The sequence below is a fragment of the Pseudomonas sp. Irchel 3E13 genome (genome assembly GCF_900187455.1).
Lineage (GTDB): Bacteria > Pseudomonadota > Gammaproteobacteria > Pseudomonadales > Pseudomonadaceae > Aquipseudomonas.
This window is the reverse complement of sequence record NZ_FYDX01000011.1, coordinates 242,188-258,910: the sequence shown is the minus strand read 5'-3', so window position 1 is coordinate 258,910 and position 16,723 is coordinate 242,188. Positions and strand designations below refer to the sequence as shown.

Below are 16,723 nucleotides of genomic sequence, written 5' to 3'. Positions count from 1 at the left end.
CGTTCAAGTAATTTGCGCGCATTCTTTCACATTTTCGCAACATAAGTCAGTGAGTGACCGATGGTTCATAGTGGTGCGTGTCGCGGATGGGTGAAAAATACGAAGTGCAGCAGGCGCCAGTCAGGAAGCCGGGTAATGGCGACCAGGCGCTAACCGACAGGTTTTCAGCGCCCTCAAGATCGAGCGCCGCCCGCGCGGCGCATCGCGGATGAATCCGCTCCTACATTTGCTGCAACGTACCTATACCTGTCAGGCCATGGTTGACCGCCTTGGTGGTACGACACGGTATCGAGTCGACCTCAACAGCCGCCCCGCGATTCATCGTCGAAAGCCAAAGGCGGGCAACACCTCTCTGACAGGTCATGGCACGTTGCAAAAAATGTAGGAGCGGATTCATCCGCGATGCGCCGCGCGGGCGGCGCTCGATCTAGAGAGCGCTAAACAACTTCCGGCATGCACTTGGTAGCCATCACTCGCTCCTCTCAATGTGCAATCAATTGCCGCAACACGTAATGCAGAATGCCGCCCGCCTTGAAGTACTCCACTTCATTCAAAGTATCGATGCGACAAAGCACGGCAATGGTTTCCTGGCTCCCGTCCTCGCGGCTGATACGCAGGTGCAGGCTCATCCGCGGTTCGATATGCGCCCCGGTAAGGCCGAGGATGTCGATCTGCTCGCGTCCGCTGAGCTTGAGCAGCTTGCGGTCCTGCCCGGCGCTGAACTGCAGCGGCAGCACGCCCATGCCCACCAGGTTGGAGCGGTGGATGCGTTCGAAGCTTTCCGCCAGCACCGCCTTGACCCCCAGCAGGTTGGTGCCTTTTGCAGCCCAGTCGCGGCTGGAGCCGGTGCCGTATTCCTGCCCGGCGATCACCACCAGCGGGGTGCCTTCGTCGCGGTAACGCATGGCCGCATCGTAGATCGCCAGTTTTTCGCCGCTGGGGATGTGCAGGGTGTTGCCGCCTTCTTCGCCGCCGAGCATTTCGTTGCGGATACGGATATTGGCGAAGGTGCCGCGCATCATCACTTCATGGTTGCCGCGCCGCGAGCCGTAGGAGTTGAAGTCGCGTGGCTCCACGCCCTTGTCCCGCAGGTAGCGCCCGGCCGGGCTGTCGGCCTTGATATTGCCGGCGGGCGAGATGTGGTCGGTGGTCACCGAGTCCCCGAGCAGGGCCAGAATCCGCGCGCCATGGACATCTTCGATCGTCGGCGGCGGGCCGGAAATCCCTTCGAAGAAGGGCGGATGCTGGATGTAGGTGGAATCGTCCTGCCAGACGTAGGTCGCGGCCTGCGGCACTTCGATGGCTTGCCATTGCTCGTCGCCGGCGAAGACCTCGGCGTATTCCTTGTGGAACATCGCCGTGTCCACCCGCGCCACCGCCGCGGCGATTTCCTGCTGGCTCGGCCAGATATCTCGCAGGTACACCGGCTGGCCGTTGGCGTCGGTGCCCAGCGGATCGCGGCTCAGGTCGACGCGCACGCTGCCGGCCAGGGCGTAGGCCACCACCAGCGGCGGCGAGGCCAGCCAGTTGGTCTTGACCAGCGGATGAACCCGGCCCTCGAAGTTGCGGTTGCCCGACAGCACCGATGCCACCACCAGATCGGCCTTGGCGATGGCCGCCTCGATCGGGTCGGCCAGCGGCCCGGAGTTGCCGATGCAGGTGGTGCAGCCGTAGCCCACCAGGTCGAAGCCCAACTTGTCGAGATAGTGGGTCAGGCCGGCTGCGTCGTAGTAATCGGTCACGACCTTGGAGCCGGGAGCCAGCGAGCTCTTCACCCAGGGTTTGCGTTGCAGGCCCTTTTCCACGGCCTTTTTCGCCAACAGGCCGGCCGCCATCATCACGCTGGGGTTGGAGGTGTTGGTGCAGGAGGTGATGGCGGCGATCACCACGGCGCCGTCTTTCAACGTGTGTTCCTGGCCGTCGAGGCTGAAGCGGGTTTCGCCGGGTTGGTCGCCGTTGGCGCCGCTATTGGCGCGCCGCACGTTCAAGCCGAGGAAATCATCGAAGGCCTGGCTGACGCCGGGCAGGGAGACCCGGTCCTGCGGTCGTTTCGGCCCGGCCAGGCTGGCCTGGACCTCGTGCATGTCGAGCGCCAGGGTGTCGCTGAACAGTGGCTCCTGGCCGGGCAGGCGCCACAGGCCCTGAGCCTTGCAATAGGCTTCGACCAGTTCCACGGTTTCCGTCGGCCGGCCCGACAGGCGCAGGTAATCCAGGGTGACATCGTCCACCGGGAAGAAGCCGCACGTGGCGCCGTACTCGGGGGCCATGTTGGCCAGGGTGGCGCGGTCGGCCAGCGGCAGGTCGGCGAGGCCGTCGCCGTAGAACTCGACGAATTTCCCCACCACGCCTTTCTTGCGCAGCATTTGCGTGACCGTCAGCACCAGGTCGGTGGCGGTGATGCCTTCGCGCAGCTTGCCGGTGAGTTTGAAGCCGATCACCTCGGGAATCAGCATCGACACCGGCTGGCCGAGCATCGCCGCCTCGGCCTCGATACCGCCCACGCCCCAGCCGAGTACGCCAAGGCCGTTGATCATGGTGGTGTGGGAGTCGGTGCCGACCAGGGTGTCGGGGAAGGCGTAGGTGCGGCCGTCTTCCTCGCGGGTCCAGACGGTGCGGCCGAGGTATTCCAGGTTGACCTGGTGGCAGATGCCGGTGCCGGGCGGCACCACGCGGAAATTGTCGAACGCGTTCTGGCCCCAGCGCAGGAAGGCATAGCGTTCGCCGTTGCGCTGCATTTCGATATCGACGTTTTGCGCGAAGGCGCTCGGGGTCGCGTAGCGGTCCACCATCACCGAGTGGTCGATCACCAGGTCTACCGGCGACAGCGGGTTGATCCGCTGCGGATCGCCGCCGGCCTGGGCCATGGCCGCGCGCATGGCGGCGAGGTCGACCACCGCCGGCACGCCGGTGAAGTCTTGCATCAGCACCCGCGCCGGGCGGTACTGGATCTCGCGGTCCGAGCGGCGCTCGCGCTGCCAGTCGGCGAGGGCGGTAAGGTCGGCGCCGGTGACGGTCTTGCCGTCTTCCCAGCGCAGCAGGTTTTCCAGCAGCACCTTCAGCGACATCGGCAGGCGCTGCAGGTCGCCCAACTGGCGGGCGGCCTCGGTCAGGCTGTAGTAGTGATAAGGGCGGCCATTCACCGCCAGGGTCTTGAGGGTTTTCAGGCTGTCGAGCGAGGGCATTGACCAACTCCTTCTGAGTCGGTGAGCGGCCTTGCTGTCGCCGCTTCACCGGCTCTGTGACGATCCGCACGGCACGGACCTGGCTGAACAGTCAGGTTAGTCCTGTTTCATCAACCTGACCCTTTACTGGACCGGCGGGGCATGTCGCCAGTTCCGAAACTCCTTTATCATTCGCCGATTTTCACCGGGGCTGCTTGTCCCCGGTCAGGGCTGGGGCGCATCGGCTGCCAGCCGTTCTGGAGTGAGTGATGAATACCCTGTTCATGCATTGCCGGCCCGGTTTCGAGGGCGAGGTCTGTTCCGAGATCAGTGAACACGCCGCGCGTCTTGGCGTTGCCGGCTATGCCAAGGCCAAGCCGCAGAGCGCCTGCGCCGAGTTCATCTGCAACGACGCCGAAGGCGCCGAGCGGATGATGCGCGAGCTGCGTTTCAACCAGTTGATCTTCCCTCGCCAATGGGCGCGGGGCAGCTTTGTCGAGCTGCCGGAAACCGACCGCATCAGCGTATTGCTGGAGCATCTGGCGGATTACCCGGTGGCCGGCAGTCTCTGGCTGGAAGTGATGGACAGCAACGACGGCAAGGAGCTTTCGACCTTCTGCCGCAAGTTCGAAGGCCCGCTGCGCAAGGCCTTGCTCAAGGCCGGCCGTCTGGTCGAGGACGGCCCGAGCGCGCGGCTGTTGCTGACCTTCGTCAGCGGTCGGCGGGTGTTTCTCGGCGTGGCCGACGCGGGCAACTCGGCGATGTGGCCGATGGGCATCCCGCGCCTTAAATTCCCCCGCGAGGCGCCAAGCCGCTCGACCCTCAAGCTGGAAGAGGCCTGGCACCACTTCATCCCGCGCGACCAGTGGGACCAGCGCCTGTCGGATGACATGACCGGCGTTGACCTCGGGGCCGCGCCGGGCGGCTGGACCTACCAACTGGTCCGCCGCGGCATGCTGGTGACCGCCATCGACAACGGGCCGATGGCCGAAAGCCTGATGGACACCGGGCTGGTCCAGCATTTGATGGTCGACGGTTTCACCTGGAAGCCCAAGCAGACCGTGGACTGGATGGTCTGCGACATCGTCGAGAAGCCGGCGCGCACCGCGGCGATGGTCGAGGAATGGCTGGGCGGCGGGCACTGCCGCGAGGCGGTGGTCAACCTGAAACTGCCGATGAAGCAGCGTTACGCCGAGGTCCGCCGTCTGCTGGACCGCATCGAGGAAGGCTTCAAGGCGCGCAAGGTGAAGGTCTCGATCGGCTGCAAGCAGCTCTATCACGACCGTGAGGAAGTGACCTGCCACCTGCGCCGTCTCGACCTCAAGCCGCGCTGAATTCGCTTACTGATTACGGAGTCCCGAATGACCGATCTCACCCCTGATGCCGTGCTCGACGCCACCGGCCTGAACTGCCCGGAGCCGGTGATGATGCTGCACCAGCACGTGCGCGACCTCGCCGCGGGCGGCCTGCTCAAGGTCATCGCCACCGACCCCTCGACCCGCCGCGACATTCCCAAGTTTTGCGTATTCCTCGGTCACGAACTGGTGCAGCAGCAGGAAGAGGGCGGCACCTACCTCTACTGGATCCGCAAGAAGCTCGACTGAACCTTCAACGCCCCGCCCGGCGAATATGCCGGCGGGTGCTGCGCGCCAGGCGGATCGACAGCATCAGCGCCGCGCAGGTCAGGCCGGCGATCAGGCCTTGCCACAACCCGCTCGGGCCGCTGGCCGGGCCGAAGACATCGGTCAGGCCGAGCAGGTAGCCGACCGGCAGACCGATGCCCCAATACGCGAACAGGGTCAGGATCATCGTCACCCGGGTGTCCTGATAACCGCGCAGCGCACCGGCGCAGATCACCTGGATGGCGTCGGAGAACTGGTACAGCGCGGCGAACACGATAAGCATCGCGGCAATCTGGATGACCGTGGTGTCCGGCGTGTAGATCGCCGCGATCTGCTCGCGCAGCAACAGGATCAGGCTGGCCGAGAACGCGGCGAACACCAGCGCCGTGCCCAGCCCGACCAGTGAGGCGAAGCGCGCCTGGTACGGGTCGCCGGCACCCACCGCCTGACCGACCCGCACGGTCACCGCTATCCCCAGCGAATACGGAATCATGAACAGCAGCGAACTGATGTTCAGGGCGATCTGGTGCCCGGCCACCACGGTCGGGCCGAGGCTGCCGATCAGCAGGGCGATCACCGCAAAGATGCTCGATTCGGCGAATACGGCGATGCCGATTGGCAGGCCGATGCCGAGCAGGCGCTTGATCACCGCCCACTGCGGCCGGTCGAGCCTGACCAGTACGCGGCTACTGGCGTAGGCCGGGGCCCAGCGGCTCCAGGCCGCCATGCTCAGGGCCATGAACCAGCCGACGATGCCGGTGGCCCAGCCGCAACCGACACCGCCCAGCGCCGGCATGCCGAAGTGACCGTAGATCAGCACCCAGTTCAGCGGAATGTTCAGCAACAACCCGCACAGACCGATGACCATGCTCGGCCGGGTGCGGCCCAGGCCATCGCTGTAGCAGCGCAGCACGTAGTAAAGGGCGATGCCGGGGAAACCGAAGGCGATGCCTTGCAGGTAGCCCATGCTCGGGCCGATCAGTTGCGGATCGACCTTCATCAGCCGCAGGATCGGTTCGGCGCTGAGCAACATGGCGCTGGACAGCAGACCTACCACCAGCCCCAGCCACAGTGCCTGGCGCACCAGCGGGCCGATTTCGCCGTGCTGGCCGGCACCGAAGCGCTGCGCCACTTTCGGCGTGGTCGCCAGGAGGATGCCGGTCATCAGCAGGTACACCGGAATCCAGATCGAGTTGCCGAGCGCGACCGCCGCCAGATCTTCCGGGCTGACCCGGCCGGCCATCACCGCATCGACGAAGCCCATGGCGGTGGTCGCCAGTTGCGCGACGATGATCGGCGTGGCGAGGTGCAGCAGCCCGCGTGTTTCGGCGCGTATTCGGGCGGGGCGGGAGAGGGTGGTTGTAGCGGAAAGGGTCACTAGGCGGTCGTCCGGTGGCAGTGTGCGGAAAACCGGGCAGTCTACGCCCTGACGCATTGGTCAGGAAATGGGTGGGTTGGATGTGCAGGTCGATCGCAACACCTTGTAGCCCCTTACCCACTCCCGGCCCTACACTGCGCTCCCCCACAGGAGAGCACCATGCTGATAGTTGCCGACGAAAACATCCCGCTGCTCGATGCCTTCTTTGCCGGGTTTGGCGAGATCCGCCGTTACCCCGGCCGGGCCATCGACCGCGACTGCGTGCGCGATGCCGACGTGTTGCTGGTGCGCTCGGTGACCAAGGTCGACCGTGCGTTGCTGGAGGGCAGCCGGGTGCGCTTCGTCGGCACCTGCACCATCGGCACCGATCACCTGGACCTGCCGTATTTCGCCGAGGCCGGCATTCACTGGTCCAGCGCGCCGGGCTGCAATGCCCGTGGGGTGGTGGATTATGTGCTGGGCAGCCTGTTGACCCTCGCCGAGCTGGATGGCGCGGACCTGGCGTCGCGCACCTACGGTGTGGTTGGCGCCGGTGAAGTCGGCGGGCGTCTGGTCGAAGTGCTGCGCGGGCTGGGCTGGAAGGTGCTGGTCTGCGACCCGCCGCGGCAGGCGACGGAGGGTGGTGAGTATGTCGGGCTGGAGCAGATTCTCGCCGAGTGCGATGTCATCAGCCTGCATACCCCGCTGACCCGCTCGGGCGAGCAGGCCACCTGGCATTTGCTCGACGCCGAGCGCCTGGCGAGCCTGCGCGAGGGCGCCTGGCTGATCAACGCCAGCCGTGGCCCGGTGATCGACAACATCGCGCTGCGTGAGCTGTTGCTGGATCGCGAGGATGTGCTGGCGGTGCTGGACGTCTGGGAAGAAGAGCCACAAGTGGACCCGGAGCTGGCCGACCTGTGCGTTATCGCCACCCCGCATATCGCCGGTTACAGCCTCGACGGCAAGCAGCGCGGCACGGCGCAGATCTATCAGGCGTTCTGCGCCTGGCGTGGCGAGGCGGCGCAGGTCTGGCTTGCCGATTTGCTGCCGCGCCCGTGGCTGGCGCGGCTGGAGTTGCAGGGCGACAGCGATCCGGTCTGGGCGCTGGCGACACTGTGCCGGGCGGTCTATGACCCGCGACGCGACGATGCTGATTTCCGCCGCAGCTTGAGCGAGGATCCGGCGCAGCAGCGGGCGAACTTCGACCTGTTGCGCAAGGGGTATCCGGTGCGGCGGGAAATCGAAGGGCTGCGGGTACGGATCGACGGGGAGTCGGCGGCGCTGCGCCAGATTGTGCGGGCGTTGGGGGGTGTGCTGGAAAACTGACAGGTCTGCGAGCTTATCCATTCGCTGTGGCGAGGCTGCTGGCTCCTGTATCCGGCAGCGTGAGTGACGACTTCTGAAGCGACGCCGTTTTTGCGGGAGCTTGCTCGCGTAGGGCCGGAGGCGGGAGCCAGCGGTTTTCGTCAATAAAAAACCCGGCGCAGGCGCCGGGTTTCGAATGAGGTGGAGCTTCAGCTCTTCTTCGCCGGGGCGACCCGGCTTTTTTCCAGTTCGCTGCACGCTTGCTGGATCATCTGCTCGGTGATCGGGATCTCGCGCCCTTGGGCGTCGATGATCGAACCGTGCACCGGTACAGGTTGTGCCGAACGTTGCTGGGTATTCGCGCTGCTATGTTGCAAGCTCATTTCCTGTCTCCTCTTCAGGTGGCAAGCCTAGATTAAATCCGCGTGATGACCGGTCTGTTACAACTCCATCGCCGTTCACATCATGCGAGCAATCAGTCCACCAGAAAGTTCAGTGCAGAGCCAGAGGTGCTTTAGACCGATCCGGTCTATGGCCTGCGCCCCTGCGTTGTAAACCCCCGCGCTCAATGGCGGCAATGCGCCTCCCGGGTGTAGGCTGCACGGCAGATCCGACAGACGGCAGCCCTCATGTTCAATCCGCTTTCCTCGCGTCAGCGCCAGGCCCTGCAACTGGCCTGGCGTTTCGTTCGCCCGTACCGCAAACAGTCGTTGCTCGCCTTGCTGGCGCTGGTGGTGACAGCGGGCATCACCTTGTCCATGGGCCAGGGCATCCGCCTGTTGGTTGACCAGGGTTTCGTGACCCGCTCGGCCGACCTGCTCGGGCAGTCCATCGCGCTGTTCATGGCCTTGGTGCTGGCCCTGGCGGTGGGGACGTTCGCCCGTTTCTACCTGGTGTCGTGGATTGGCGAGCGGGTGGTGGCCGATATTCGCCAACAGGTGTTCGATCACCTGATTGGCCTGCATCCCGGCTTTTTCGAGCACAACCGCAGTTCCGAAATCCAGTCGCGGCTGACCGCCGATACCACGCTGCTGCAGTCGGTGATCGGCTCGTCGCTGTCGTTGTTCCTGCGCAACACGCTGATGGTCCTGGGCGGCATCGTGCTGCTGTTCGTCACCAACCCCAAGCTGACCAGCATCGTGGTGCTGGCGCTACCGTTGGTGGTGGCGCCGATCCTGATCTTCGGCCGCCGGGTGCGCTCGTTGTCCCGGGAGAGCCAGGACCGCATCGCCGATGTCGGCAGCTACGTCGCCGAAACCCTCGGCCAGATCAAGACCGTGCAGGCCTACAACCACCAGCCACGGGATCGCCAGCGTTTCGGTGAAACGGTGGAGGCGGCGTTCGCCACGGCGCGCAAACGTATCGTCCAGCGCGCCTGGCTGATCACTCTGGTGATTGTGCTGGTGCTGGGTGCGGTGGGGGTGATGCTCTGGGTCGGCGGGATGGATGTGATCGCCGGGCGTATCTCCGGTGGCGAGTTGGCCGCTTTTGTGTTCTACAGCCTGATCGTCGGCAGCGCCTTCGGCACCGTCAGTGAAGTGATCGGGGAGTTGCAGCGCGCCGCGGGCGCCGCCGAGCGTATTGCCGAGTTGCTTGCCGCGCGCAGCGAGATTGTCGCGCCGCAGGACGGTGGCATGCGTCTGCCGCCACGGGTGAGCGGCCGGCTGGAGTTGCAGGCGGTGCGCTTTGCCTACCCGTCGCGGGCCTCTCGACCTGCGATTGATGGCCTTGACCTGACCGTCGAGCCGGGCCAGACCCTGGCGCTGGTGGGGCCGTCCGGCGCGGGCAAGTCGACGCTGTTCGACCTGCTGCTGCGTTTCTACGATCCACAACAAGGGCAGATCCTGCTCGACGGCCAGCCGCTGACCCGGCTCGATCCGCAGGAGCTGCGCCGGCATTTCGCCCTGGTGGCGCAGAACCCGGCGCTGTTCTTCGGCAGTGTCGAGGACAACATCCGCTACGGCCGCGCCGACGCCAGTTTCGCCGAGGTCGAAGCCGCCGCCCGCAGCGCGCATGCTCACGAATTCATCCTGCAATTGCCCAACGGCTACCAGACCCACCTCGGCGACGCCGGCCTCGGCCTTTCCGGCGGTCAGCGCCAGCGCCTGGCGATTGCCCGGGCCTTGCTGGTGGATGCGCCGATCCTGTTACTGGATGAGGCCACCAGCGCCCTCGATGCGCAGAGCGAGTACCTGATTCAGCAAGCCCTGCCGACCTTGATGGCCGGGCGCACGACGCTGGTGATCGCCCACCGCCTGGCCACGGTGCAGCATGCCGATCGCATCGCGGTGATCGATCAGGGCAAGGTGGTGGCGGTGGGGACGCACCTGCAGTTGATCGCCGAAAGCCCGCTGTATGCGCGGTTGGCGGAATTGCAGTTCGGCCCCTGAACCGGTTTTTTACAGTTATGTGACAGCATTTGTATCGGCTGTCACATTTCTGTAGCAATCCCCTGAGAGTATCGATTTCAACTGTTGCGTAAGTGCTCGATGCAGTTTCGCTGCCGTCCCCTGATGGCAGCTTTTTTTTGCCTGTGATTCGAGGACATGGATGTCTTTGCTCGGCCATTGCCGCCGTTTCCATCCTTTGTTCCGAGATCCCGCCGATGCCTCTGCGTACCTCCCTGAGAATGCAAATCCTCGCCCTGCTTGCCGGCAGCCTGTTGGCGATGCTGCTGATTGCCCTGGTCTGTTTCCGCCTGCTGTCCGCCAGTGTCGATGGCTACAGCCAACTGGTCGGCGGTCCGTTGCGGGCGTCGCAGCAGATCGATGAAGCCAACCTGCAATTCAAGATCCAGGTCCAGGAGTGGAAGAACGTGCTGCTGCGCGGCAAGCAGCCGGCGGACCTGGACAAATACTGGCAGCAGTTCCAGGCCCAGGAGCGCCAGGTGCAGGACATCCTCGGCCAGTTGGTGCGGGAAAACGCTGGCGATGCGCCGTTGCACAACAGCCTTGTGCAGTTGAAAGACAGTCACCGGCAGTTGGGCGAGGCCTATGCCCGCGGCCGCGAGGCGTTTCTCGCGGCGGGCGCCGATCCGGCGGCGGGGGACTTGGCGGTCAAGGGCGTGGACCGTGCGGCCAGCGAGCAGATGAGCGCACTGGTCAGCCAGTTGCGCGCCGCGTCCACGGCGCAGGCCGGGGAACTCAGCGAGCAGGCGCAGCGCACCGTCTGGCTGGGCCTGTCGATCATGTTGCTGTCGGCGCTGGCGATTGGGCTGTTCAGCCTGTGGCTGGTCAACCGCAGCTTGATCGAGCCGATCCGGCGCCTGATCGAATACGTCGCTCATCTCAGCCAGGGCCGTTTCGATGCCCGCGTTGCCAGCGATCGCCAGGACGAACTGGGCCGGCTGGCGGTGGCGGCCAACACCCTGCGTGACTTCCTCGCCGACACCGTTGGCCGCCTGCAGGACAACGCCGGTGAGCTGGAAAGTGCCAGCGGCGACCTGCGCACCCTGGCGGGCGGCATGGCCCGTGGGACCGACGACCAGTTCCAGCGCACCGACCAAGTGGCCACAGCGATGCACGAGATGTCCGCCACGGCCCAGGAAGTCGCCCGCCATGCCGCGGAGGCGGCGCGGGCGGCGGATGATGCCGACCACAGCGCCCAGGCCGGCGAGCAGGTGATGCAGGCGACCATCGACACCATTTCCCGGGTAAACCGGGAAATCGCCGGTACTGCCGGGGTGATCCGGCATCTGGAGCAGGACAGCGCGCGGATCGGCAAGGTGCTGGAAGTGATCCGCGGCATCGCCGAGCAGACCAACCTGCTGGCGCTCAACGCGGCTATCGAAGCGGCGCGGGCCGGTGAGGCCGGGCGCGGTTTTGCGGTGGTGGCCGATGAAGTGCGCAATCTGGCGCAGCGCACGGCATCGTCCATCGCCGAGATCAATCAGATCATCAGCGCGGTGCAGTCCGGCGCGGTGGAGGCGGTCAAGGCGATCGAGGCGGGCCAGGCGCAGAGCGAGGAGGGGGCCGAGCAGGTTCAGCGCGCGGGCGACATGTTGAAACGCATCACCCTGGCGGTGGAGGAGATCCGCGACATGAACCGGCAGATCGCTACCGCCGCCGAGGAACAGACCAGCGTTGCCGAGGATATCTCCCGCAATCTGGTGGAAATCACCCGTATCGCCACCGACAACCAGGGCGCCGTGCAACGTACCGAACGCGCCGGCCATCGCCTGCATGAACTCTCCGGGCAACTGGGTGCAGTCACCGCGCGTTTGTCCGCTTGAACGTTTAAGCCTGGGGGAAATCCGCCACTTGCTGGCTAAACAGGCAGCAAGCCTGGCGGGATCCCGCCATGAAAACCGGCAAATATGGGGTGCGACCACACGCCTCTCCTATTAGCCGTTGGTCGAGCTGAAGTTGGCCCGCTTCCTGCTTTAGGCCGGACAGCGCGGGCCATGTCCCGTGTTTAGACCAGAGGCTGCCGCGGCAGCCACGGCAAAAGACCGCTCCCCGCTTCTCCGATACCCCAGCCATTCGCCCGTGCTGGGTCCGGCGCAACCGTCCGGGCCTTGTGCATGTTCGGCATCGTGTGAGCAAAACCATAAAACCAGGGCGTGCACCCGGGTGCGGCGGTCAGGCCAATCACTTCACTTCAATTGGATTGAAATATGAAAAAAATCCTTTTGGCGCTCCTGTGCCTGAGCGTCATTGGTTGTTCCAAGCCCAGTGAACCGGAAAAGACTGTCGATGTGCTGCTGATCGGCGGCGGCATCATGAGTGCCAGCCTCGGGACCTACCTCCACGAACTCGAACCCCAGTGGTCGATCAACATCTATGAGCGCATGGATCAGGTCGCCGAAGAAAGCTCCAACGCCTGGAACAACGCCGGTACCGGCCACTCTGCGTTCTGCGAGCTGAACTACACCAGCGAAGGCGCCGACGGCAAGATCGACATCAGCAAGGCCGTGGCGATCAACGAACAGTTCGAAATCTCCAAGCAGTTCTGGGCCTATCAGGTCGAGCAGGACGTGCTGCGCAACCCGACGTCGTTCATCAACAGCGTGCCGCACATGAGCTTCGTCTGGGGCGACAAGAACGTCGAGTTCCTCAAGAAGCGCCATGAAGCCCTGCAGCACAGCTCGCTGTTCCGCGGCATGGAGTTCTCCGAAGACCACGCCCAGATCGCCAAGTGGGTGCCGATCGTGATGGAAGGCCGCGCCGCCGACCAGAAGATCGCCGCGACTCGCATGCCGATCGGTACTGACGTGAACTTCGGCGAAATCACCCGCCAGCTGGTGGGCTCGCTGACCAAGAGCGAGAACGTCAAGCTGCACGTGCGTCACGAAGTCCGCGACATCAAGCGCAATGCCGACAACACCTGGACCGTGGTCGTCGCCGACCTTGGCAACAAGGGCGTCGAGTCCAGCGTCAAGGCCAAGTTCGTCTTCATCGGTGCCGGTGGTGGCGCGCTGAAGCTGCTGCAGAAGTCCGGCATTCCTGAAGCCGAAGGCTATGCCGGCTTCCCGGTGGGTGGCCAGTTCCTGATGACCGACAATCAGGACATCGTTGCTCGCCACAAGGCCAAGCTGTACGGCAAGGCGTCGGTCGGCGCGCCGCCGATGTCGGTTCCGCACCTGGACACCCGCGTCATCGATGGCAAGGAAGTCCTGCTGTTCGGCCCGTTCGCGACCTTCTCCACCAAGTTCCTGAAAAACGGTTCGCTGCTGGACATGTTCGCGGCTCTGACCAGCCACAACATCATGCCGATGACCCATGCCGGTATCGACAACATCGACCTGAGCACCTACCTGATGGGCCAGTTGATGCTGAGCTTCGACGACCGCATGGCGGCGCTGCGCGAGTACTTCCCGCAGGCGAAGAACGAAGACTGGAAATTGCTGCAGGCCGGCCAGCGCGTACAGGTAATCAAGAAAGATCCGGTGCACGGCGGCATTCTGCAGTTCGGTACCGAGATCGTTGCGTCTGAAGACGGCAGCATTGCCGCGCTGCTGGGTGCTTCGCCAGGTGCTTCCACCGCTGCGCCGATCATGCTCAGCGTGCTGGAAAAGACCTTCAAGGACCGCATCAAGACCCCTGAATGGCAGGAAGGTCTGAAGAAGATCGTTCCGACCTACGGTCAGAAGCTCAACAACAACCTTGAGCTGACCAACCAGACCCGTGAGTGGACCAGCTCGCGTCTGGGTCTGACCTTCATGCCGGTGTTGCCGGAAGAAGTGGCGGCTGCCCAGTAAGGCAGTTGGACCGCTTCGCGAGCAAGCTCGCTCCTACGGGGATAGGCAAATCCTGTAGGAGCGAGCTTGCTCGCGATCAACGGCAAAGCCTGATCAGCTCACTCCACAATCAGTGCTTTTTCTTCTTGTCCCCCAGGTGATTGCCCAGTGCACCACCCGCGGCCCCGCCCAAGCCGGCGCCAATCGTCGCACCGGTGCTGCCACCGAGCTTGTTGCCCAGCAACGAACCACCTGCCGAACCCAAGCCACCACCGACCGCTGCCTTGGCCTTGTTGCCTTTCTTCGCCGCTACGGCACCACCCGCCGCACCGCCGACACCGGCACCGATCGCCGCGCCAGTGCTGCCACCGATCTGCTGGCCGACCACATTACCCAGTGCACCGCCCAGGCCACCGCCCAGTGCAGCAGTGCCATCGCCCGCGACGGCGCCTTGTGCGAACAGCAGGCCCAGAGTGACGGCGACAAAAGTCTTGCGCATGAAAAACAACCTCAAGGAAAAAGCGTGCGATCAGGCACGCGAAATGAAGCACTCCGGGCTTGCCGGACCACTCCAGGAAAAAACGGGGGCGTACACGAAAAAGCCCGCGAGATGCGGGCTTGGACGATGAGCGATCTGGTCGGAGAGACAGGATTCGAACCTGCGGCCTTCTCGTCCCGAACGAGACGCGCTACCTGGCTGCGCTACACTCCGATGAGGAAAATTTTACTCAAAATATTTCCATCTACAAGCCCCGCGGAGCCGCTTCGCGCTGGAAGCTTCAAGCCGCAAGAAAGCGCGGGATGGGACGCGGTCTTCTCTTGCAGCTTGGGGCTTGAAACGTGTGGCTGCTCTTAGAGCTCTTTGACGGTGCGGATCTGGTCCTTGTTGACGCGGGTGCGCTTGCCGTCCAGTTGTTCGAACTCATAGAAGCCGGAATCTTCGTCGAAGCTCGGGGTGTCGACGGCTTGAATCTCACGGCCATCGTTGAGGGTAATGACGGTCGGCGAAGCGCAACCGGCGAGGGCGCCAATACCGAGGGCGAGCAGGAAAGCGGGAAGGGTCCGTTGAATCATGGTGAATCTCCAATAGGTGAAGGCCGGGTATTGTTCTTCAGACGCATACGGTTACAGCAAGTTCCTTGCGATCATTAGCGTAGCGGTTAATCGCGTCATTGACCGGGCGCAATACCCGGTCGGCTAGGCTGCGCGGGGCCTCTTTCCCTGTGATATAACACCGCCCATTCCCATTCTTCAACGGACCCAATGCCATGAAAGCCAAGGCAGACGCCCCCTTCGTGCCACTCAATATCGCCGTGTTGACTGTCAGCGACACGCGCACGCTGGAAACCGATACCTCCGGCCAGGTCTTCGTCGATCGCCTCACCGAGGCCGGTCACAACCTCGCTGAGCGGGTACTGCTCAAGGACGACCTGTACAAGATCCGCGCCCAGGTCGCCACCTGGATCGCCGAAGAGGTGGTGCAGGTCGTGCTGATTACCGGCGGCACCGGTTTCACCGGTCGCGACAGCACCCCCGAGGCGGTCACCTGTTTGCTCGACAAGCAGGTCGATGGCTTCGGCGAGCTGTTCCGGCAGATTTCGTTGGCCGATATCGGCACCTCCACCGTGCAGTCCCGCGCCTTGGCCGGTCTGGCCAATGGCACGTTGGTGTGCTGCCTGCCGGGTTCGACCAATGCGGTACGCACCGGTTGGGACGGCATCCTCGCCGAGCAACTGGACAACCGTCATCGCCCGTGCAATTTCGTTCCGCACCTGAAGCAGGCCGCGCCCTGTGAAAGCCGTGGCTGAGTTGCCGGCGGCCAAGCCGCTGCTGCCGGTCGAGGCGGCGCTCGAACGCCTGCTGGCGCTGGCCGAGGCGGCGCCGATTACTGAAGTCGAAGACGTCACCCTGGCGGATGCCGAGGGTCGGGTGTTGGCCAATGACCTGCACGCCACCCTCGACCTCCCGCCCTGGCCGAACAGCGCCATGGATGGCTACGCCCTGCGCGTGAGCGACTGGCAGGGCGAGCCGCTGCCGGTCAGCCAGCGGATCTTCGCCGGGCAATCGCCCGAGCCGCTGCAACCTGGCACGTGCGCGCGAATCTTCACCGGAGCTCCGGTGCCCGCGGGCGCTGATTGCGTAGAAATGCAGGAAAACGCCGAAGTGCTGGATGACCAGCGCGTGCGCTTCACCGAAGCCTTGAGCACGGGCCAGAACATTCGCCCGCAAGGCCAGGAAACCCGCGCCGGCGAGTTGGTGCTGGTGGCCGGAACCCGTCTTGGCCCGATCGAGTTGGGCCTCGCGGCCACCCTCGGCTATGGCCGAGTCACGGTGGTGCGGCGGGTGCGGGTTGCGGTGTTGTCTACCGGGGATGAGCTGGTCGAGCCGGGTCAGCCGCTGGGTCCGGGACAGATCTACAACAGCAACCGCCGCCTGCTGTGCAGTTGGTTGCAGCGTTTGGGCTGCGAAGTGGTGGATGCCGGAATCCTCCCGGACGATCTGGAAAAGACCCGGCAATGCCTGGGAGGGCTCGGTGATGTTGACCTGATCCTGTCCACTGGCGGTGTTTCCGTGGGGGAGGCCGATTACCTGGGTGTCGCCCTGCGCGAGGCGGGGGAACTCGCGTTGTGGAAGCTGGCGATCAAGCCCGGCAAGCCTCTGACGGTTGGCCAGTACAACGGCGTGCCGGTGATCGGCCTGCCTGGCAATCCGGCTTCGACGCTGGTCACTTTCGGTTTGCTGACCCGGCCTTATCTGCTGCGCCGTCAGGGCGTGCAGGAGGTCAAACCATTGCAGTTCGCCGTGCCGGCTGGCTTCGACTGGCCGAAGTCTGGCAATCGCCGCGAATACCTGCGTGCTCGCCTGGAGCAGGGCAAGGCGCTGATCTACCGCAACCAGAGCTCCGGCGTGCTGCGCAGCGCCGCCTGGGCCGAGGGGCTGGTGGAAGTGCTGGAAGGCACGACGCCGATGCAGGGGGATATCGTGCAGTTCATTCCGCTGAGTGAGTTGCTTGGCTGAGGTCGCATCGCGACGGTCTGGCGGCCTTATCGCGAACAAGCTCGCTCCAGCCTGTAGGAGCGAGCTTGCTCGCGATGCGGTG

The 16,723-nt window shown here is 64.4% G+C and carries 13 protein-coding genes, 1 tRNA gene and 1 pseudogene; 9 read left to right on the top strand and 6 right to left on the bottom strand.

Annotated features, from left to right (window positions below; translation table 11 throughout):
• Positions 1-482 precede the first annotated feature (482 nt).
• Complete coding sequence (gene acnA / locus CKW37_RS20855) at positions 483-3,182, bottom strand: aconitate hydratase AcnA (RefSeq protein ID WP_095157988.1); 2,700 nt, start codon at positions 3,180-3,182, stop codon at positions 483-485.
• Between the two features lie 248 nt (positions 3,183-3,430).
• On the opposite strand from acnA, the gene rlmM reads away from it, so the two are divergent.
• Both rlmM and tusA read left to right on the top strand, forming a co-directional pair.
• The gene (gene rlmM, locus CKW37_RS20850) at positions 3,431-4,495 is read left to right on the top strand and encodes a 23S rRNA (cytidine(2498)-2'-O)-methyltransferase RlmM (protein WP_095157987.1); all 1,065 of its coding nucleotides are present in this window, start codon (positions 3,431-3,433) and stop codon (positions 4,493-4,495) included.
• A 27-nt stretch (positions 4,496-4,522) separates the two neighbouring features.
• Positions 4,523-4,765, top strand: a complete 243-nt coding sequence (gene tusA / locus CKW37_RS20845; RefSeq protein ID WP_095157984.1) for a sulfurtransferase TusA — start codon at positions 4,523-4,525, stop codon at positions 4,763-4,765.
• A 4-nt stretch (positions 4,766-4,769) separates the two neighbouring features.
• On the opposite strand, the gene CKW37_RS20840 is transcribed toward tusA, so the two are convergent.
• The gene (locus CKW37_RS20840) at positions 4,770-6,161 is read right to left on the bottom strand and encodes an MATE family efflux transporter (RefSeq protein WP_256587816.1); all 1,392 of its coding nucleotides are present in this window, start codon (positions 6,159-6,161) and stop codon (positions 4,770-4,772) included.
• A gap of 159 nt (positions 6,162-6,320) precedes the next feature.
• Between CKW37_RS20840 and pdxB the strand changes: the two genes are divergently transcribed.
• Positions 6,321-7,466 (top strand): 4-phosphoerythronate dehydrogenase PdxB, encoded by a 1,146-nt coding sequence (pdxB, locus tag CKW37_RS20835; protein WP_095157980.1) that lies wholly within the window; start codon positions 6,321-6,323, stop codon positions 7,464-7,466.
• Between the two features lie 188 nt (positions 7,467-7,654).
• Here pdxB and CKW37_RS32990 read toward each other — a convergent pair whose 3' ends face one another.
• Entirely contained in the window at positions 7,655-7,828 is a 174-nt protein-coding gene (locus CKW37_RS32990; RefSeq protein ID WP_177431578.1) for a PA1571 family protein, read from the bottom strand.
• A gap of 246 nt (positions 7,829-8,074) precedes the next feature.
• On the opposite strand from CKW37_RS32990, the gene CKW37_RS20830 reads away from it, so the two are divergent.
• The 4 genes and pseudogenes from CKW37_RS20830 (at position 8,075) to CKW37_RS20820 (ending at position 13,644) form a co-directional block, all read left to right on the top strand.
• A complete protein-coding gene (locus tag CKW37_RS20830; protein ID WP_095157978.1) occupies positions 8,075-9,835 on the top strand; it encodes an ABC transporter transmembrane domain-containing protein in 1,761 nt (586 codons plus the stop codon).
• 215 nt (positions 9,836-10,050) lie between these two features.
• A pseudogene (locus tag CKW37_RS33725) lies at positions 10,051-10,743 on the top strand (methyl-accepting chemotaxis protein); the annotation flags it as partial.
• A gap of 165 nt (positions 10,744-10,908) precedes the next feature.
• On the top strand, positions 10,909-11,676 hold the full coding sequence (locus CKW37_RS33720) for a methyl-accepting chemotaxis protein (protein ID WP_371864319.1): 768 nt from the start codon (positions 10,909-10,911) through the stop codon (positions 11,674-11,676).
• A 384-nt stretch (positions 11,677-12,060) separates the two neighbouring features.
• On the top strand, positions 12,061-13,644 hold the full coding sequence (locus tag CKW37_RS20820) for a malate:quinone oxidoreductase (RefSeq protein ID WP_095157974.1): 1,584 nt from the start codon (positions 12,061-12,063) through the stop codon (positions 13,642-13,644).
• A 109-nt stretch (positions 13,645-13,753) separates the two neighbouring features.
• On the opposite strand, the gene CKW37_RS20815 is transcribed toward CKW37_RS20820, so the two are convergent.
• From CKW37_RS20815 to CKW37_RS20805, 3 genes are all read right to left on the bottom strand, one after another.
• Positions 13,754-14,122: a glycine zipper domain-containing protein gene (locus tag CKW37_RS20815; RefSeq protein ID WP_095157972.1), complete on the bottom strand. Its 369-nt coding sequence runs from the start codon at positions 14,120-14,122 to the stop codon at positions 13,754-13,756.
• A 136-nt stretch (positions 14,123-14,258) separates the two neighbouring features.
• Positions 14,259-14,335, bottom strand: a tRNA-Pro gene (locus tag CKW37_RS20810).
• A 140-nt stretch (positions 14,336-14,475) separates the two neighbouring features.
• Positions 14,476-14,697 (bottom strand): YgdI/YgdR family lipoprotein, encoded by a 222-nt coding sequence (locus CKW37_RS20805; RefSeq protein WP_095157970.1) that lies wholly within the window; start codon positions 14,695-14,697, stop codon positions 14,476-14,478.
• A gap of 194 nt (positions 14,698-14,891) precedes the next feature.
• Between CKW37_RS20805 and moaB the strand changes: the two genes are divergently transcribed.
• Both moaB and glp read left to right on the top strand, forming a co-directional pair.
• A complete protein-coding gene (gene moaB / locus CKW37_RS20800) occupies positions 14,892-15,431 on the top strand; it encodes a molybdenum cofactor biosynthesis protein B (RefSeq protein WP_095157968.1) in 540 nt (179 codons plus the stop codon).
• Complete coding sequence (gene glp / locus CKW37_RS20795; RefSeq protein WP_095157966.1) at positions 15,415-16,641, top strand: gephyrin-like molybdotransferase Glp; 1,227 nt, start codon at positions 15,415-15,417, stop codon at positions 16,639-16,641. Before moaB ends, glp begins: the two co-directional genes overlap by 17 nt.
• Positions 16,642-16,723 lie beyond the last annotated feature (82 nt).